Below are 17752 nucleotides of genomic sequence, written 5' to 3'. Positions count from 1 at the left end.
ACTCCCTGAGCTGCGGCTCGGCTAGCCTGGTCGCACGATGAACGACCGTATGACGACGCCGTGGGGCGAGCCGGCGCTGACCCGTTTCCCCGAGGATCCGCGCGACAGGCTGCGCGCGTGGGACGCCTCGGACGAGTACCTGCTGAGGCATCTGGCCCAGGAGCGGGTGCCGCTGGACGGCACGGTCGTGGTCCTCGGGGACCGCTGGGGTGCCCTGGCCACGGTGCTCGCGGCGCACCGGCCGGTGCAGATCACCGACTCCCACCTCGCGCAGGAGGCGACCCGCGCCAACCTCGCGCGGGCCGGTGCCGAGCCGGGCGCGGTGCGGCTGCTCACCACGCAGGATCCGCCGCCGGAGCGGATCGACGTGCTGCTGGTACGGGTGCCGAAGAGCCTGGCGCTCCTGGAGGACCAGTTGCTGCGGCTGGCGCCGGCCGTGCACGCCGGGACGGTCGTCGTCGGTGCGGGCATGGTGAAGGAGATCCACACCTCGACGCTCCGGCTGTTCGAGCGGATCCTCGGCCCGACCCGCACCTCGCTCGCCGAGAAGAAGGCCCGGCTGATCTTCTGCACGCCGGATCCCGCGCTGGAGCGGCCCGCCAACCCGTGGCCGTACGTCTACACGCTGCCGGACGGGATCGGCCCCGCCGCGCGAGGCACCGTCGTCAACCACGCGGGGGTCTTCTGCGCCGACCGGCTCGACATCGGGACGCGGTTCCTGCTCCGGCATCTGCCGGAGGGCCGGGGCGGCCGGGTGGTGGATCTGGGGTGCGGCAACGGCGTGGTGGGTACGTCGGTGGCACTGGCCGACCCGGACGCCGAGGTGCTGTTCGTGGACGAGTCGTTCCAGGCAGTGGCCTCGGCGGAGGCGACGTTCAAGGCCAACGGCGTGCCGGGGCATGCCGAGTTCCGGGTCGGGGACGGGCTGGCGGGCGTGCCGTCCGGCAGTGTCGATCTGGTGCTCAACAACCCGCCGTTCCACTCCCATCAGGCGATGACGGACGCCACGGCCTGGCGGATGTTCACCGGGGCGCGGCGCACGCTGCGGCCGGGCGGGGAGCTCTGGGTGGTCGGCAACCGGCATCTGGGCTACCACGTCAAGCTGCGGAAGCTGTTCGGCAACTGCCGACTCGTCGCGAGCGACCCGAAGTTCGTGGTGCTGAAGGCCGTCAAGCGGTAGCGGAACCCAGGGTCCGGAGGGCCCTCACCACCGCCCGTGTCATCGCCTCCCGCGCGAGGGTCAGGTAGCTGCGCGGGTCGACCGCCTCGGGCCGGTCGGTGAGGAAGTCCCGGATCGCTCCGGTCAGCGCGATGTTCAGGGCCGTGCCGATGTTGACCTTCGTGATGCCTTCCGCGACGGCCTTCGTGAGTTCGTCGTCCGGGACGCCGGAGGAGCCGTGCAGGACGAGCGGGACGTCCAGTGCGGCCGACAGGCGGGTGAGCAGGGCGTGGTCGAGGGCGGCGGTGCGGGTGGTCATGGCGTGGGAGCTGCCGATGGCGACGGCCAGGGCGTCCACGCCCGAGTCGGTGACGAAGGCCCGCGCTTCGTCGGGGTCGGTGCGGGCGCCGGGGGCGTGCGCGTCCAGCGGGGGTCTGCCGTTCTTGCCGCCGATCTGGCCCAGCTCGGCCTCGATCCACAGTCCCTGGGCGTGTGCGCGGTCGACCGCCGCCCGGGTCGCGGCGAGGTTCTCCGCGTAGGGCAGCCGGGCGGCGTCGTACATCACGGAGCTGAAGCCGGCGTCCGCGGCCTGGTGGAGCAGGGCGTCGCTCTGCACGTGGTCGAGGTGCAACGCGACGGGTACGGAGGCATGTTCGGCCGCGGCGACGGCCGCCCGGGCCAGCGGGAGCAGCCGTCCGCCCCGGAACCTGACCGCGTTCTCGCTGACCTGGAGGACAACGGGGGCGGGTACGGACTCGGCGCCCGCGATGACGGCCTCGACATGTTCCAGGGTGATGACGTTGAAGGAGGCGACGGCCGAGCGGGTCGTGGCGGCGCGGGTGACGAGGTCACCGGTGGTGGTGAGGGGCACGGGGTCTCCACATCGTCAGTGCTGGTCTGCGGGGAGGATCACGGAGCGCGTCAGGTGGCGCGGACGGTCGGGGTCCAGCCCGCGGGATGCGGCGACGGCGACCGCGAGCCGGTGGACGCGGACCAGTTCGGCGAGCGGGTCGAGGCGCCCGGCGATCCACAGGGCGCCCGTGTCGCGCACCTGTCCGGCGAGGCCGTCCGGCGCGTCGCCCAGCATCCAGGTCGCCGTGGACCGGGCGCTGACGCTGATGGGGCCGTGCCGGTACTCCATCGCCGGGTAGGCCTCCGCCCAGGCCAGCGCCGCCTCGCGCATCTTCAGCCCGGCCTCGTTGGCCACACCGACCGTCCAGCCGCGTCCCAGGAAGGTGAACTGCCCGCATTCCACCAGCCCTTCGGGCAGCGGCTCCGTCAGGGCGGTGCGCGCGTCGGTGACGGCGGCGTCGGGGTGCAGGCCGAGGTGGGCGCGGAGCAGGGTGAGGGCCGTGGTCGCGAACCGGGTCTGGACGACGGAGCGTTCGTCCGCGAAGTCCAGGACCGCGAGTTCGTCGGCGGCCGTCGTCACGGGCGTGTCCGGGTCGGCGGTGATCGCGGTGGTACGGGTGCCGCCCCTCAACCGGCTGAGCAGCTCCCGCACTTCGGTCGTGGTGCCGGAGCGGGTGAGGGCGACGACGTGGTCGTAGCGCCGGCCGTAGGGGAACTCCGAGGCGGCGAAGGCGTCGGTCTCGCCCCGGCCCGCGCCCTCGCGCAGGGCCGCCGCGGCCTGCGCCATGAAGTACGAGGTGCCGCAGCCGACGATCGCGACCCGCTCCCCCGGCGCCGGCAGCACGCCGGCGAACCGGGGCGCCTCGGCCGCGGCGCGGGCCCAGCACTCGGGCTGGCTGGTCAGCTCGTCCTCGACATGCGTCATGCCGCACCCTCCACTCTGATTGTTCCTGCAAGATATAGCCATCTTTCGAGCATCATCAAGCATGCGGCCGGAAGCGGGTGCGCTAGGGTCGCCCGGAGATCGAGGACGTGGAGGTGCGGATGTCGCGCGACGCCCGCTGGAAGGCGCTGCTGGAACTGCTCGTGGAGCGCGGCCGGCTGGACGTCGAGGACGCGGCGGCGGAGCTCGGGGTGTCGGCGGCGACGATCCGCCGTGACTTCGACGGACTCGCCGAGCAGCAGATGCTGGTGCGCACCCGCGGTGGCGCTGTCGTGCACGGCGTGTCGTACGAGCTGCCGCTGCGCTACAAGACGGCCCGCCACGCCTCCGAGAAGCAGCGCATCGCCAAGGCGGTGGCGGATCTGGTGGCTCCGGGTGAGGCGGTCGGGCTGACCGGGGGAACCACCACGACCGAGGTGGCGCGGGCCCTGGCCGTGCGCGAGGATCTGGCGTCCGGGTCGCCCGCGCTGACCGTGGTGACGAACGCGCTGAACATCGCGGGCGAGCTGGTGGTGCGGCCCCAGTTCAAGATCGTGCTGACCGGCGGGGTGGCGCGCGCCCAGTCGTACGAGCTGGTCGGGCCGCTCGCGGACGGGGTGCTCGGGCAGATCACCGTCGATGTGGCGGTGCTCGGTGTCGTCGCGTTCGACGTGACGCACGGCGCGGCGGCCCACGACGAGGCGGAGGCCGCGATCAACCGGCTGCTGTGCGAGCGGGCGGAGCGGGTGGTGGTCGCCGCCGACTCCAGCAAACTCGGGCAGCGGGCGTTCGCCTGGATCTGTGCGGCCGAGGCGGTGGACACACTGGTCACGGACACCGCGGCCGACGTGGAGACGGTGCAGCGCTTCGAGGAGGCCGGGCTGCGGGTTCTCACGGTCTGACGCCGGTGGGCTGACAACGGCCGGCCGCCGGCGGTTCTAGGCTGGAGCTGAGGCGCCTACCGGGCAGGGAGGCTGTCATGGGCGGAACGGCACAGGACCGGAGCGGGCCGGGCGGCCGGCGGTACGTGCCGATCGCCGAGCACGGGCTGATCGGCGATCTGCGCAGTGTGGCCCTGGTGGGGACCGACGGCACCATCGACTGGTACTGCTGCCCGGCCTTCGACGCGCCGAGCGTGTTCGCCTCGATCCTGGACGCGGAGCGCGGCGGCTGCTTCGAACTGGCGGCCACGGTGCCGGCGCGGACCAAGCAGTTCTACTTCCCCGACACCAACGTCCTGATCACCCGGTTCTTCACCGAGGACGGGGTCGGCGAGGTGCAGGACTTCATGCCGGTCGGCGGCGGGTCGGCCGAGGCCGAGCGGCACCGGCTGATCCGGCGGGTGGTGTGCGTGCGCGGCTCGATCCCGTTCCGCACGCGGGTGGCACCCCGGTTCGACTACGGCTCCCTGCCGCACACCGTCCGGCTGACCGGTGACACCGCGGTGTTCGAGGCGGAGGGGCTGGCGCTGGCGCTGACCGCGACCGTGCCGCTGGAGGCCGACGGGCCGGACGTGCGCGGCGATTTCAAGCTCTCCGAGGGCGAGTCGGCGGTGTTCGCGCTGGACAAGGTCGGCGGCGATGTGACGCCCCGCCGGTGTGCGCGCACCGAGGCGGAGGAGCAGTTCGCGGCGACGGTGGCGTACTGGCGGCACTGGCTGTCGGCGTCCCGCTACAAGGGCCGCTGGCGGGAGATGGTGCACCGCTCGGCCCTGACGCTGAAGCTGCTCACCTACGCGCCCACCGGGGCGATCGTGGCCGCACCCACGACGAGTCTGCCCGAGGAGCTCGGCGGCGAGCGCAACTGGGACTACCGGTACGTGTGGGTGCGCGACGCGGCGTTCTGCGTCTACGCCCTGCTGCGGCTGGGCTTCACCGGCGAGGCCGAGGCGTTCATGGACTTCGTGACCCGGCACGTCAGCCCGGGTGACGGCAAGACCTCCGGTCCGCTGCAGATCATGTACGGCATCGACGGACGCACCGAGTTGCCCGAGCACACCCTGGACCATCTGGAGGGCCACCACGGCTCGGCACCGGTACGGGTCGGCAACGCGGCGGCCGACCAGCTCCAGCTCGACATCTACGGCGCGCTGATCGACTCCATCTACCTCTACGACAAGTGGGCCAAGCCCATCTCCAGCGGCCACTGGGACGACGTGTGCGCCCTGGTGGACTGGGTGTGCACGCACTGGGACCAGCCCGACGAGGGGATCTGGGAGACCCGGGGCGGGCGCAAGAACTTCCTGTACTCGCGGCTGATGTGCTGGGTGGCGATCGAGCGGGCCATCCGGATGGCCAACCGGCGCGGCCTGCCCGCCGAGCTGCCGCGCTGGCGGGAGTGCCGCGACACGATCTACCGGCGGATCATGAGCCGGGGCTGGTGCGCGGAGCGCGGGGCCTTCGTCCAGCACGAGGACGGTGACGTGCTGGACGCCGCCGTGCTGATGATGCCGCTGACGAAGTTCATCGCCCCCACCGATCCGAAGTGGCTGTCGACGCTGGACGTCCTCACCGAGGAGCTGGTGTCCGACTCGCTGGTCTACCGCTACGACTCCCGGTCGAGCCCCGACGGGCTGCGCGGCGACGAGGGCACGTTCTCCATCTGCTCGTTCTGGTACGTCGAGGCGATGGTGCACGCCGGCCGGATCGACGAGGCGCGCCTGGCGTTCGAGAAAATGCTGACGTACGCCAACCATCTCGGTCTGTACGCCGAGGAGATCAGCCACACCGGCGAGCAGCAGGGCAACTTCCCGCAGGCGTTCACGCACCTCGCGCTGATCAGCGCGGCGTTCAACCTGGACCGGGCGCTCGGCTGACGCTCAGTGCCCGTGACCGTCCTCCGCATGCCCCTCGGGGGTATCGGACCCTGCCGCCGCTCCCCCGGCGCGGACGGTGAACGCCGCCGTGTGGACCTTCCCGTCGTGCTTGAAGTCGAGGAACAGGCGGTAGGAGCCGGAGCTGGGCGCCGTGGCCGTGAACGAGATGCCCGGGCCGGGCCTGGTCGTGCCGTCACCGGGTTCGCCGTTCGGGTGGACGTGCAGGTAGGCGAGGTCGCCGGAGCGCAGGGCGACCAGATGGCCGTAGGCGCCGAGGTAGGGCTGGAGGTCGGTGACGGGCTTGCCGCCGCGGGAGACCTTCAGGCTCAGTTCGCTCGCCTTGTCCGGGCGCAGGCCGCCGGACAGCTTCACCTCGTAACCGTCGGCCCGGGCCGTCGTGTTCGCCGGCGGCAGTTGCCGGGCCTCGTACGGGCCGGATGCGGCGAGGTCCGCGCCGAGGGTGAGGTTCGGGGCGTCCTTCCCGGCCGGGGTGAAGTCGGCGAAGACGCGGTAGCCGCCTGCGCGGGGCAGGTCCACGGGGGTGCTCCAGGTGCCGTCGGCGGCCCGGGTGGGGTGCAGATGGCGGTAGGTGACCAGGTCGCGTGAGGCGACGATGAGGTGGAGTTCCTTGTCGTGCTCGCGCTGGTAGGCGGTGAGCGCGCGTCCTTCGGCGTCCCGGACGGTGAAGCGCAGGTCGGCCTGTTCACCCGCGGTGACGCGCGGGGTCTCGAGGTCGAGTGTGTAGCCGCCCTCGGAGATCTGCAGTCCGCCGGCCGCGGGTGTGTCGTGTCCGGCGTGGCCGCCGCCCCGTGCCGTCCCGGGCGCGGGCCGGGTGTGTTCGTCCTCGTGCTTCGGGGGGCTGTCGGCGACGACGGGGCCGACGCCCTGTCCGACGCCGTAGGCCGCGCCGAAGGTCGCTGCCAGGGCGGCGGCGAAGGTCGTGATCCTCAGTCCGGTGTGCATGGCCGTCGGCTCCTTCCGATACCGGGCCTCCCGCTCGAATGCGGTGCCTCCATGCACCTCACCATACCCCTAGGGGGTACCCAGTCAAGTGCTTCTCGCGCTTGCCTCATATACCCCTCGGGGGTATACATGAAGTCGACGGGTCGATACCCCCGCCCCGTATGCTCCGCATCTGTTGGATTCACCCAGAGGAGGCACCCGATGCCCGCCACCACCTACGCCGTCTCCGGAATGTCCTGCGGCCACTGCAAGGCCACGCTGACCAAGGTCATCGGCGAGCTGGACGGCGTCAGCGGCGTCGACGTCGACCTCGGCAGCGGCCTTGTCACCGTCACCGGTGCCGCCGAGCCCGACGACGCCGCGATCGCGGAGGCCGTCGACGAGGCCGGCTACGAGCTGACCGGGAGGGCCTGAGCCATGAGCACCGGTACGACGACCGGCACAGGCGCCGAGGTGGAGCTCGCCATCGGCGGCATGACCTGCGCCTCCTGCGCGGCGCGCATCGAGAAGAAGCTCAACCGCATGGACGGGGTCACCGCCACTGTCAACTACGCGACGGAGAAGGCGAAGGTCAGCTACGCCGGTGACGTCTCCGTCGGCGACCTCATCGCCACCGTCGAGGCCACCGGGTACACGGCGCAGGAGCCCGCGCACCCCACTGAGCAGACCGACGCGGGCGAGGACGCAGACGAACTGCGGCCCCTGCGCGAGCGGTTGGTCACGGCTGTGGTGCTGGCGGTTCCCGTCGTGGCCATGGCGATGATCCCGGCCCTGCAGTTCGAGTACTGGCAGTGGCTGTCGCTCACACTGGCCGCGCCCGTCGTGACGTACGCGGCGTGGCCCTTCCACAAAGCGGCGTTCACCAACGCGCGGCACGGCGCGGCCACCATGGACACGCTGATCTCGGTGGGCACCTCGGCCGCCTTCCTGTGGTCGCTGTGGGCACTGTTCTTCGGAACCGCGGGCACGCCGGGCATGACGCACCCCTTCGAGCTGACCATCGAGCGCACTGACGGCGCCGGGAACATCTACCTGGAGGCCGCCGCGGGCGTGACCGCCTTCATCCTGGCCGGGCGCTACTTCGAGGCCCGCGCCAAGCGGAAGGCGGGCGCGGCGCTGCGGGCGCTGCTGGAACTGGGCGCGAAGGACGTCACGGTGCTGCGGGCCGGCGGCCGTGAGGAGACCGTCGCGGTCGCGGAGTTGAAGGTGGGCGACCGCTTCCTGGTCCGGCCCGGTGAGAAGATCGCGACGGACGGGACGGTCGTCGAAGGGACCTCCGCCGTGGACGCCTCGATGCTCACCGGTGAGTCCGTGCCCGTGGAGGCGGGCGCGGGCGACCCGGTCACCGGCGCCACGATCAACGTCGGCGGGCGGCTCGTCGTGCGTGCCACGCGGGTGGGCGCCGACACCCAGCTGGCCCGGATGGCGAGGCTGGTGGAGGACGCGCAGAACGGCAAGGCCGCCGCGCAGCGGCTCGCGGACCGGATCTCCGCCGTGTTCGTGCCGGTGGTGATCGCGCTCGCGCTGGGCACGCTGGGCTTCTGGCTGGGCAACGGCGCCGGGCTGACGGCCGCCTTCACCGCGGCGGTCGCCGTCCTCGTCATCGCCTGCCCGTGCGCCCTGGGTCTGGCCACGCCGACCGCGCTGATGGTGGGCACCGGGCGCGGCGCCCAGCTCGGCATCCTCATCAAGGGCCCGGAGGTCCTGGAGTCCACGCGCCGGATCGACACCATCGTCCTCGACAAGACCGGCACGGTCACGACCGGCCGTATGACGCTGCTGGCCGTGCACACCGCCGAGGGCACGGACGAGGCCGAGGTGCTGCGGCTGGCCGGGGCGTTGGAGCACTCCTCCGAGCACCCGATCGCCCGGGCCGTGGCCGACGGGGCGCTGGAGAAGCTGGGCGTGCTGCCCACGCCGGAGGATTTCGCCAACGTGCCCGGGCTCGGTGTGCAGGGTGTCGTCGAGGGCCACGCGGTGCTGGTCGGCCGGGAGCGGCTGCTGGCCGACTGGGCGATGGCACTGCCGGAGGGCCTGGCCAGGGCGAGGACGGTGGCCGAGGACGCCGGGCGTACGGCCATCGCGGTCGCGTGGGACGGCGAGGCGCGTGCGGTGCTGGAGGTGGCCGACGCGGTGAAGGACACGAGCGCGGAAGCGGTCGGCCGGCTGCGGGGGCTCGGCCTCACGCCGATCCTGCTGACCGGTGACAACGAGGCGGTGGCCCGTTCCGTCGCCCGCGAAGTGGGCATCGAGGAGGTCATCGCCGAGGTACTCCCTCAGGACAAGGTCGACGTCGTCAAGCGGCTCCAGGCCGAGGGGCGGTCGGTGGCGATGGTCGGCGACGGTGTCAACGACGCGGCGGCCCTCGCCCGGGCCGATCTCGGTCTGGCCATGGGCACCGGCACCGACGCCGCGATCGAGGCCGGCGATCTGACCCTCGTGCGCGGCGATCTGCGGGTCGCGGCGGACGCCATCCGGCTCGCCCGCCGCACACTCGGCACCATCCGCTCCAACCTGTTCTGGGCCTTCGCCTACAACGTGGCGGCCCTGCCGCTGGCCGCGGCCGGCCTGCTCACCCCGATGATCGCCGGGGCGGCGATGGCCTTCTCGTCGGTCTTCGTGGTCGGCAACTCGCTGCGGCTGCGCACGTTCCGGACCGCCGGCTGAAGGGCCGGCGGGTCAGGGCCGGCGGGTCAGGGGTGGCGCCACACCAGCGTGTAGCGCCAGAGCAGACGGCGGCGCAGGCGAACGCCGGGGAGGACCGCCCGGGCCTCGCGCTCGATCTCGGTGAAGGTCAGATCCGCAGGACGGGTGCGGGCGGTCATCGAGACCGGGCGGGGCGCCGGGCCGCCCCGGTTCTTCAGCAGCGCCATGACGATGTTGAGCGGGACCGACGCGATGCCGAGCAGGTGGTCGACGGGCGTACGCTCCCGGGCCACGCCGACGATCACCAGGGTGCCGCCGGGGGCCAGATGGTCGCGGAAGGTCTCGAGCGCCCGGGTGAGGGGCAGATGGTGGACGACGGCGACGCAGGTGATGACGTCGTACGACCGATCACCGAGCCCGGTCAGCGCGTCGGCCGTCGTGTACGTCACCGGGGCCGCCGCCGGGGTCAGTTCCCGCGCCCGTGCCGTGATCTCCGGGTCGGCGTCGATCCCGTGCACGCGCCGCGCCCGGCCGGCCAGCAGCCGGGCCAGGTCACCACTGCCGCAGCCCACGTCCACGGCACTGCCCAGCTCCTCGGGGAACTGCCGCAGGATCCAGCGGTGGAAGTGGGCGTTGTGGTCCCAGGGACGGGTGGCGTGGAAACGCTCCAGTGCGCGCAGGCCCCGGCGGAGCAGAGGTGACATGGGCTCAGTGTCCCGGCTCACCGGGGTGGCCGTCGGCCGTCCGGGCACTCGGGAGGTACCGGCTCGCAGGGGCGCCGAGCGTGCGCCGGGCGTGAGCCGGTACCTTGCTGGGGAAGGCCACTGCGGGGAGAAGCACATGACCGATCCGACGACCACCGACGCGGACGTCCCCCGTCCGCTCCAGAACGCCCGGGACCGCGCGGGTGGACGCGGCCGGCTCCTGGGCGCCGTGTTCGGCGATCTCAGGGCCGTGGACGGCGCCCTGTACGCGGCGGTGGCCGCCACCCCCACGCCGACCCTGGACCGCACGCTGCGCCACCTGTCCCACGCGGCCGATCACTCCAAGATCTCGTTCGCCATCGCCACCGCCCTGGCCCTGGGCGGGAAGCGACCGCGCAAGGCCGCGCTCGTCGGTGTCGGCGCGATCGCCGTGGCATCGGCCTCCGCCAACCTGCTCGGCAAGCGCCTGGTGCGGCGCGCGCGGCCCGACCGGGAGGCGGCCCGGGTGACGGTGGACCGGCACGTCAAGATGCCGACCTCGGCGTCGTTCCCGTCGGGGCACACGGCGTCGGCCGTCGCTTTCGCCACCGCCGTCGGCGTGGTGCTGCCCCCCGCGGCGGTACCGCTCGGGGCGCTGGCGAGTGCCGTCGGCTACTCCCGCGTCCACACGGGCGTGCACTACCCGGGCGACGTGGCGGCCGGCGCGGTCCTCGGCATCGCGAGTGCCGCTGCGGCCCTCGCGGCGGCAGCGGCCACCCCGTCGGCGAGGACACAGGCCCTGCTCACGGCGGCCCGTTCATGGCCGCGGATCGGCATCGGCGGCGCCCTGCGCCGGTGAGTCGTGGGCCGGCCGGGCGCGGGTGCTCACCGCCGCGCCCGGCGCCCCCGCGGTGACGCACCGCCGCACGCGCACACCCCGGCCACGCGCACACCCCGGCTAGGGAAGAACAACGGCAGCGGACCGGCGTACGTCGACGGCGGTCAGTGCCAGGGCCAGTGGCCCGGGGGCGAGGAAGGCCAGCGGCAGCAGCGTCCACGCGCACACCGCGGCCGTCGCCACGGCGAGCAGGACCAGGCCGCTGCCGCCCACGTCCGCGACGGCGTCCCGCCCGGCCCCGCGCACCGCCGCATTCCAGTCGGTGAGGGACTCGGGGCGCCCGCAGGCCCGCAGGCCGATCACCGTCGCGCACGCGCCGATCACCGCGGCGGTCACCGCGAACAGCGGCGCCCCCGGCAGCCCGGCCCCGGCCAGCGCCAGGTCGGCGGCGAACAGCAGCAGACCCGCCAGGGCGACGGCTCCCGCCACCAGGTCACCGGTCCGCAACCGCCGCCGCAGCAGGACGAAGTACCGCCCCGCCGTGACGGGCTCGTCCTGCCCCGCGCCCCGCAGCACGGCACACGCCGTCGACAACGCGGCCGGGACCGTGACCAGGGGCAGACAGGCCGCCGCCGTGGCGAGTCCGACGCTCAGCACGTCGGCGAAGAGGGTCATGCGCGGGCCGAACACCTCGCCCGCCTCGCGTGTGGACATCCCGCTCACCCCTTGAGTCCGGAGCTGGCCATGCCCTCCACCAGGAACCGCTGGAAGGCGAGGAAGAACAGCACGATCGGCAGCAGCGCGATCACCGACAGGGCGAACATCGGGCCGAACGCGGAGGTGCTGGAGGCGTCCACGAAGGAGCGCAGCGCCAGGGTGAGGGTGAACTTGTCCGGGTCGAAGAGGTAGATGAGCTGCGTGAAGAAGTCGTTCCACGTCCAGATGAAGGTGAAGATGGCCGTGGTGATCAGGGCCGGCCGGGTGAGCGGCAGCACGACCTGGAAGAAGCTGCGGAAGGGACCGCAGCCGTCGATCCTGGCCGCCTCCTCCAGTTCGCGCGGCAGGCCGCGCATGAACTGCACGATGAGGAAGACGAAGAACGCCTCGGTGGCGAGGAACTTCGGCAGGATCAACGGCCAGTAGGTGTTCACCAGGCCGAGATGGTTGAAGATGATGTACTGCGGGATCAGCACCGCGTGGTGCGGCAGCATGATCGTGGCGATCATGAAGGCGAACAGCGGCCCGCGCAGCCGGAACCGCAGCCGCGCGAAGGCGTAGGCGGCGAGCGAGCAGCTCATGACGTTGCCGAGGACCGCGCCGCCCGCGATCAGCAGGGAGTTGCCGAGCAGCCGCCAGATGGAGACGTCGTTGACGCCGTCCAGGGCGGTTGTGTAGTTGGACCATTCCAGGTGGCCGGGCAGCAGGTTCAGGCTGGCGATGACCTCGTCGGCGGGCTTGAGCGAGGTTGCCAGCAGCCAGGCCAGTGGGTACAGCATGACCAGCAGGGCGGCCAGGCAGCCCACGTGCAGGGCGACATGGCCCCACCGAACGGGCTTGTGGGTGGCGGTCGTAGAGGTCACCGGTCCCCCTCGGAGGCGTAGAAGACCCAGGAGCGCGAGGTGCGGAACAGCACCGCCGTGACGACACCGATCACGAGGAGCAGCACCCAGGCCATGGCGGAGGCGTAGCCCATGTGGGAGGCGACGAAGCCGCGGTCGTAGAGGTACATGGTGTAGACGAGGGTGGAGTCGGCCGGTCCGCCCTTGCCCGCGCTGACCGCGAAGGCGGGGGTGAACACCTGGAAGGCCTGGATCGTCTGCAGGACCAGGTTGAAGAACAGCACCGGGGACAGCATCGGCACGGTGACGGCCAGGAACTGCCGCCATTTCCCGGCCCCGTCGACCGCCGCCGCCTCGTACAGTTCGGCGGGGATCTGCTGGAGCCCGGCGAGGAAGATGACCATCGGCGCCCCGAACTGCCACACCGTCAGCAGGGCCACGGCCAGCAGTGCCCAGCCGGGCTTGTTGACCCAGCCGCCGGTGCCGAGCAGGTGGTCGACGGTGCCGCCGTCGTTGAAGATCGCCCGCCAGACGAGCGCGATGGACATCGACGCGCCGAGCAGGGACGGTGCGTAGAACGCGGAGCGGTAGAAGCCCTTGCCGCGTTTCATGCCCTTCAGGGCCAGCGCGACGACGAGGGCGAGGGCCAGCTGGAGGGGCACGGCGACGACGACGTAGGTCAGGGTCGTCACGACCGAGCGCCAGTAGCGGGGGTCCTCGGTGAACATCTGCACGTAGTTGCGCAGGCCGACCCATTTCGGGGGGCTGAACAGGTCGTAGTCGGTGAACGACAGGTACAGCGACACGGCCATCGGCAGCAGTGTCAGGACGATCGCGCCGAGCACCCAGGGCGAGAGGAACACCCAGGCGGCGCCCTCGCGTTCGCGCTTGGGGCGGCGCTTCGGGGCGGCGGCGGGGGCGCGCCTCGCCTCCGCGGGGATCGCGGTGGTGGTCATGGCCTCAGCTCCGCCTTCGCCTCGGTGACGTAGTTTGCGGCCGCCTCGCGGGGCGACATGCGCGCGTAGGACACTTGGTCGTAGTCACGCTGGAAGGTGCTCTGCAGGGCGTTGTCGCCCGAGGGCGGCGCCTGGGGCGGGTCCTTGAGCTTGCCCTCCAGGGATGCCTGATAGACGGCGATGGTCTTGTCGAAGTCCTTCAGCCGTGGGCCGATCTCGTCACGGACGGTCTCGTTGACGGGGATGCCGCGGCTCGCGCCGAGGATCTTCGCGGCCTCCCGGTCGTTGATGAGGAAGTCGACGAGCTGCGCCGCCTCCTCGGGATGGCCGGTGTCGGCCGAGACACCGAGGAACATCGACGGCTTGAAGTACTGGCCGGGTGTGCCGTCCTCGCCGGACGGCATGGGCGCGAGGGCGACGCCGGTCGGTACGAGGGCGAGGAATCCGCTGGCCGGGGCGTCCCAGTTGGCGTCGGTGACGGACTTTCCGCGTCCCAGGGGGGTGTTCTCCACGGAGCCGTCGAGCTGGGTGGTCTGCTCGGCGGGCGAGACGGCGCCCTCGCGGCGCAGCTTGTCGGTGAAGGTCCACCAGCGGGTGAGGTCGTCGGTGGTGAAGCCCAGTCCCCCGTCCTCGGTGTAGAGGGCCTTGCCCTGGCCGCGCAGCCAGACCTCGAAGGCGTCCTCGCTCTGGCCGGGGTCGGTCGCCCCCGGCTTGCCGGTCTTCTTCGCGAGGGCGCGCATGGTGTCCGCCCACTGGCTCCAGGTCCAGCTCTCGCCGGGGAGCGGTACGCCCGACTTCTTCCATGTGTGGACGTCATAGGCGACGGTCTCGGTGCCGCGGCCCTGCGGGATCGCGTACTGGACGTCGTCGACACGGCCGGTGGCGAGCAGGCCCTGGTCGATCTCGGAGGTGCGCAGGACGGCCTTCTGTTTCGCCAGGTCGAGCAGGACGCCGCCGGAGGCGTACTGGTCGATCTGGCGGTAGTCCAGCTGCATCACGTCCGGGGCGTCACCGCCGGCGGCCTGGGTGGCCAGCTTCTGCTTGTAGGCGTCGTAGCCGGAGAACGACGTCGTCACATCGACGTCCGGGTGCTGTTTCTCGAACAGCGCGACGGCCTGCTCGGTGCGTTCCGCGCGGTCGGGGTTGCCCCACCACGTGTAGCGCAGCACGACCTTGCCGCCGCCGGCCGACTCCCCGGTTCCTCCGCAGCCCGCCAGCAGGGCACACAGTGCCAGTGCGGCGGCCGATGCGCAGAACCCCTTTGTCCTGTGTCCGGGCATGCCGAAGTCGCTCCTCTCCGCGTGTTTCGGTTGAGCCCCCCTCAGGCCCCCTGCCGCTACTCCCCCCGGTACGGCAGCGTGGTGCCGGGCAGCGTGTACTCGTCGCGCCGGCCGCACATGCCGAAGCCGCCGAGCCGGGTGGGCGCGGCCTCGTGCGCGGTGGCTTCGCCGAGGTAGGCGGGATCTCCGTCGGCCAGGGCGGCGAGCTGGGCGCCGGTGCGCTGCGCGGTGGCCAGGGCGCCCTCCCGCCACAGGGTCTGCCAGGTGGGCACCTTGTCGCGCACGATCCGGGCGGCGGCCCGCTGGAACTCCAGGTACGGGCCGTTGTCGCCGGCGACGAGCGCCTCGCGCAGGGTGAGGTAGCCCTCCACGGCGAGGTCGCGGCGGCGCCGGGCGGCCGCCGCCGTCTCCGCTCCGGTGCCGGGCGGCAGGGCCGCGGCGGCGGCGTACCGGTCGGGGTCGGCGAGCACCTCGGGCGGGAAAGTGAACACGGCGTCCCCGGCCTCGGGCAGGCCGCTGTTCTGCATCAGGACGGTGATGCGCAGGTCACCGCCCTGCACCATGCGGTGGACGGTGCCCGGGGTGAACCAGGCGAGGGATCCGGCTTCGAGGGGGATGTCCCGGTAGCCGTCGGGGCTCAGCGTCTGGACCGCGCCCCGGCCGCCGGTGACGACGTACGCCTCCGTGCACACCAGGTGCAGATGCGGGCTGCCGCCGCAGACGCCGTCGGCGGCCTCCCAGTCGTAGGCGCTCAGGTGGGACAGGCCGATCGCGCCGGGCAGCGGGTACGGAAGGCCCGCCGGTTTCGGCTCGCTCACCACGCCAGACCCTCCAGGTGCGCACCGACCCGGTCGCGGTCCCAGGCACCGTCGGCTACGACGACGCGGTACCGGTACCCGAAGGACTCGCCCGGCGGCAGCTCGAACTCCTCGAAGAACGCCCAGGAGAAGGCGACCGTCGGGAAGGGCTCGGAGCGGACGAACCAGTGCGATTCGTGGACCGGGGAGTTCTCGTCGAGGTTCTCGGGCGCGTGCGCGAACACCAGGGTGGAGTGGCCGTCGATGTCGTCGTGCTCGGTGGTGAAGGCGAGCCACGGGCCCTGGGAGCCCATCAGCTTGCCCGCGTCGGCGTCGGTGTCCGGGGCGAAGACCGTGCCGCCGGTGAAGTCGCGCGGGCCTCGCCACTGGAGTCCGGTGTAGCCGGCCATCTCGCGGCCCGCGGTGGTCGGGGAGCCGAAGGCCAGCGGTGCGGAGCGGGTGTTGGTGAGGCGGATCGACCAGTCCAGGGCCCACGAGCCGGCCTCCTCGTCCACCGAGTGGACGGTCAGGCCGCGCACCTCGCGCGCCCACTCCTCGCCCCCGTTCTCGATCCAGGTGAGGTGTTCGGTGAGGGCGAGGCGGTCGTCGTCGACGGTGAAGTCCGCGAAGCCGTCGTGCCGCATCGAGCCGACACGCTCGGGCAGAGGGAGGTAGCCCTGGCCGTGGACGTAGCAGTTGCCGCCCCAGAAGTTCTGGCCGGACAGATGGCTCGCGGTCATCTGCAGGCCCTTGTGCCAGCGGTGGTCGTTGGGACGGTAGCCGGTGACCGTGCGGCCCGAGAGCGTGCGCACGGGGTGGGCGTAGGGCTTGCGCGACTCGAAGGGGTCCGGGTCGGGGCGGTACACGTAGCGGAGGATCTCCGTGCCGTTCGCCGCAGTGACGGCGATGTCCTCGCCGTGCGTGTGGGTGACGCGGATGGTCATGCGCGCTCCTTGGGGGCCCAGTCGGGGTACTCGCCGTGCATGGCCTCGTAGAAGGGATCGCCGGGGGCGATCTCCCCGGCCTGCACCGAGCGGCCGGTGAACGCCGCCTTGTACAGCGCGGCGGCGAACTCCAGGGTGGCGCGGGCGTCGCGGCCGCTGCCCGGGGGCCGGGTTCCGGTGTCGTAGGCGTCGAGGAGGGCGCCCAGCTGGGCGGTGTGCGAGCTGGGCACGTCGGCCGCGGGGGTGCGCCAGGCGGTGGCCCGCTCGGAGGCGACGTGCGGGGCCGGGGTGTAGGCCCAGCTGTCGTTGCTGTGGCCGTACAGGTGGGTGAGCTCGACCGTGGCGTCCGCGCAGTCGATGCGGATGCGGCTCACCTCGTCCGGGGACAGCACGCTGTTGACGACGGTGGCGAGAGCGCCGCTCCTGAAACGCACCAGGGCGGTGGAGACGTCCTCGCTCTCGGTGTCGTGGACCAGCCGCGCGGCCATGGCCCGGATCTCCTCCCACTCCCCGAGCAGATGCAGCAGCAGGTCGTACTGGTGGATGCCGTGGCCCATGGTGGGGCCGCCGCCCTCGCTGGCCCACTTCCCGCGCCACGGCACCGCGTAGTACGCGGCGTCCCGGTGCCAGGTCGTCTGGCAGTGCGCGACCAGCGGGGCTCCCAGCTCGCCACTCGTGATCAGCTCGCGGGCGTGCACGGCGCCCGACCCGTAGCGGTGCTGGAAGACGACCGCGGCGTACGCGCCGGAGGCCTCCTCGGCGGCGGCGATCTCGTCGTACTCGGCGAGCGACAGGGTCAGCGGTTTCTCGCACAGCACCCAGGCGCCCGCCTTCAGCGCGGCCACCGTCTGGTCGCGGTGCAGGGAGGGCGGGGTGCCGATGAGGACCAGGTCGGGGCGTTCGGCGTCCAGCATCGCGTCCACGGAGGTGTACCCGGCGACCTGCTCACCGGCCGACTCGCGGAAGGCGTCCAGGCGCTCCTGGTCCACGTCGACGGCGGCCACCAGCTCCACCCGGTCGGAGTGGGCCCGCAGCGCGGGCAGATGACTCCCGCCGACGATGGCTCCGGTGCCGACGACGGCCACACGGCGGCGGGTGGGGGACAAGGACATGCGGCGCTCCTCGGACAACCGGCGGACACGCGCTTGGAAAGCGCTTGCACTCGAAGGGACCCTAGGCGCGAGAGAATGTCTGGACAACCCCCCTGCCGCGACCTGCACAAGGTCTGCCCGAGCATCGCCCCAGCTCGGGACAGAGATCCGGGTTGTTGCCCCGGCCATGGAAACGGGATTCCCGCGCCTCTTCACCGGAGCTGACCCCACCACGAACCGCACAACA

17 protein-coding genes are annotated in these 17752 nt (G+C 72.4%); 6 read left to right on the top strand and 11 right to left on the bottom strand.

What is annotated here, in order from left to right; translation table 11 throughout:
* The first annotated feature begins 49 nt into the window (after positions 1-49).
* Positions 50-1180 carry a methyltransferase gene (locus IO24_RS0125920; RefSeq protein ID WP_031139432.1) on the top strand — a complete coding sequence of 377 codons (1131 nt, stop codon included), beginning with the start codon at positions 50-52 and terminating at the stop codon, positions 1178-1180.
* On the opposite strand, the gene IO24_RS0125915 is transcribed toward IO24_RS0125920, so the two are convergent.
* Positions 1170-2030 carry a class II fructose-bisphosphate aldolase gene (locus tag IO24_RS0125915; RefSeq protein ID WP_031139431.1) on the bottom strand — a complete coding sequence of 287 codons (861 nt, stop codon included), beginning with the start codon at positions 2028-2030 and terminating at the stop codon, positions 1170-1172. The two genes, IO24_RS0125920 and IO24_RS0125915, sit on opposite strands and share 11 nt — an antisense overlap.
* Before the next feature lie 15 nt (positions 2031-2045).
* Positions 2046-2936, bottom strand: coding sequence for an SIS domain-containing protein (locus tag IO24_RS0125910; protein WP_031139428.1), 891 nt, complete (start codon positions 2934-2936; stop codon positions 2046-2048).
* Between the two features lie 119 nt (positions 2937-3055).
* Between IO24_RS0125910 and IO24_RS0125905 the strand changes: the two genes are divergently transcribed.
* Positions 3056-3835 (top strand): DeoR/GlpR family DNA-binding transcription regulator, encoded by a 780-nt coding sequence (locus IO24_RS0125905; protein ID WP_031139426.1) that lies wholly within the window; start codon positions 3056-3058, stop codon positions 3833-3835.
* 77 nt (positions 3836-3912) lie between these two features.
* On the top strand, positions 3913-5748 hold the full coding sequence (locus IO24_RS0125900; protein WP_031139424.1) for a glycoside hydrolase family 15 protein: 1836 nt from the start codon (positions 3913-3915) through the stop codon (positions 5746-5748).
* Between the two features lie 3 nt (positions 5749-5751).
* Here the strand turns inward: IO24_RS0125900 and IO24_RS0125895 are convergent, their stop codons facing one another.
* Positions 5752-6711 carry a hypothetical protein gene (locus tag IO24_RS0125895; protein WP_031139422.1) on the bottom strand — a complete coding sequence of 320 codons (960 nt, stop codon included), beginning with the start codon at positions 6709-6711 and terminating at the stop codon, positions 5752-5754.
* A gap of 201 nt (positions 6712-6912) precedes the next feature.
* On the opposite strand from IO24_RS0125895, the gene IO24_RS0125890 reads away from it, so the two are divergent.
* Together IO24_RS0125890 and IO24_RS0125885 are read left to right on the top strand one after the other, a co-directional pair.
* A complete protein-coding gene (locus tag IO24_RS0125890) occupies positions 6913-7125 on the top strand; it encodes a heavy-metal-associated domain-containing protein (protein ID WP_031139419.1) in 213 nt (70 codons plus the stop codon).
* Positions 7126-7128: 3 nt separating this feature from the next.
* On the top strand, positions 7129-9378 hold the full coding sequence (locus IO24_RS0125885) for a heavy metal translocating P-type ATPase (protein ID WP_031139417.1): 2250 nt from the start codon (positions 7129-7131) through the stop codon (positions 9376-9378).
* 26 nt (positions 9379-9404) lie between these two features.
* Here IO24_RS0125885 and IO24_RS0125880 read toward each other — a convergent pair whose 3' ends face one another.
* Positions 9405-10061 (bottom strand): class I SAM-dependent methyltransferase, encoded by a 657-nt coding sequence (locus IO24_RS0125880; protein ID WP_031139415.1) that lies wholly within the window; start codon positions 10059-10061, stop codon positions 9405-9407.
* A gap of 136 nt (positions 10062-10197) precedes the next feature.
* On the opposite strand from IO24_RS0125880, the gene IO24_RS0125875 reads away from it, so the two are divergent.
* Positions 10198-10899, top strand: a complete 702-nt coding sequence (locus IO24_RS0125875) for a phosphatase PAP2 family protein (RefSeq protein ID WP_031139412.1) — start codon at positions 10198-10200, stop codon at positions 10897-10899.
* A gap of 99 nt (positions 10900-10998) precedes the next feature.
* Here the strand turns inward: IO24_RS0125875 and IO24_RS0125870 are convergent, their stop codons facing one another.
* From IO24_RS0125870 to IO24_RS0125840, 7 genes are read right to left on the bottom strand one after another with little or no spacing between them, the layout of a single operon-like run.
* Positions 10999-11592, bottom strand: coding sequence for a hypothetical protein (locus tag IO24_RS0125870; RefSeq protein WP_037668422.1), 594 nt, complete (start codon positions 11590-11592; stop codon positions 10999-11001).
* Between the two features lie 5 nt (positions 11593-11597).
* Positions 11598-12458, bottom strand: a complete 861-nt coding sequence (locus IO24_RS0125865; RefSeq protein ID WP_031139408.1) for a carbohydrate ABC transporter permease — start codon at positions 12456-12458, stop codon at positions 11598-11600.
* The gene (locus tag IO24_RS0125860) at positions 12455-13393 is read right to left on the bottom strand and encodes a carbohydrate ABC transporter permease (protein WP_031139406.1); all 939 of its coding nucleotides are present in this window, start codon (positions 13391-13393) and stop codon (positions 12455-12457) included. Before IO24_RS0125860 ends, IO24_RS0125865 begins: the two co-directional genes overlap by 4 nt.
* Positions 13390-14673 carry an ABC transporter substrate-binding protein gene (locus tag IO24_RS0125855; RefSeq protein ID WP_031139404.1) on the bottom strand — a complete coding sequence of 428 codons (1284 nt, stop codon included), beginning with the start codon at positions 14671-14673 and terminating at the stop codon, positions 13390-13392. Before IO24_RS0125855 ends, IO24_RS0125860 begins: the two co-directional genes overlap by 4 nt.
* Before the next feature lie 56 nt (positions 14674-14729).
* Positions 14730-15494 (bottom strand): cupin domain-containing protein, encoded by a 765-nt coding sequence (locus IO24_RS0125850; protein WP_031139402.1) that lies wholly within the window; start codon positions 15492-15494, stop codon positions 14730-14732.
* Positions 15488-16414, bottom strand: a complete 927-nt coding sequence (locus tag IO24_RS0125845) for a DUF6807 domain-containing protein (RefSeq protein WP_031139400.1) — start codon at positions 16412-16414, stop codon at positions 15488-15490. The genes IO24_RS0125850 and IO24_RS0125845 overlap by 7 nt, the downstream gene beginning before the upstream one ends.
* Positions 16411-17526 carry a Gfo/Idh/MocA family protein gene (locus IO24_RS0125840; protein ID WP_031139398.1) on the bottom strand — a complete coding sequence of 372 codons (1116 nt, stop codon included), beginning with the start codon at positions 17524-17526 and terminating at the stop codon, positions 16411-16413. Before IO24_RS0125840 ends, IO24_RS0125845 begins: the two co-directional genes overlap by 4 nt.
* Positions 17527-17752 lie beyond the last annotated feature (226 nt).

The sequence above is a fragment of the Streptomyces flavovariabilis genome, assembly GCF_000725785.1.
In the GTDB taxonomy this organism is placed as follows: Bacteria; Actinomycetota; Actinomycetes; order Streptomycetales; family Streptomycetaceae; genus Streptomyces; species Streptomyces hawaiiensis.
Note: the sequence above shows the minus strand (reverse complement) of the source record. Positions and strands in the feature narration are given on the sequence as shown.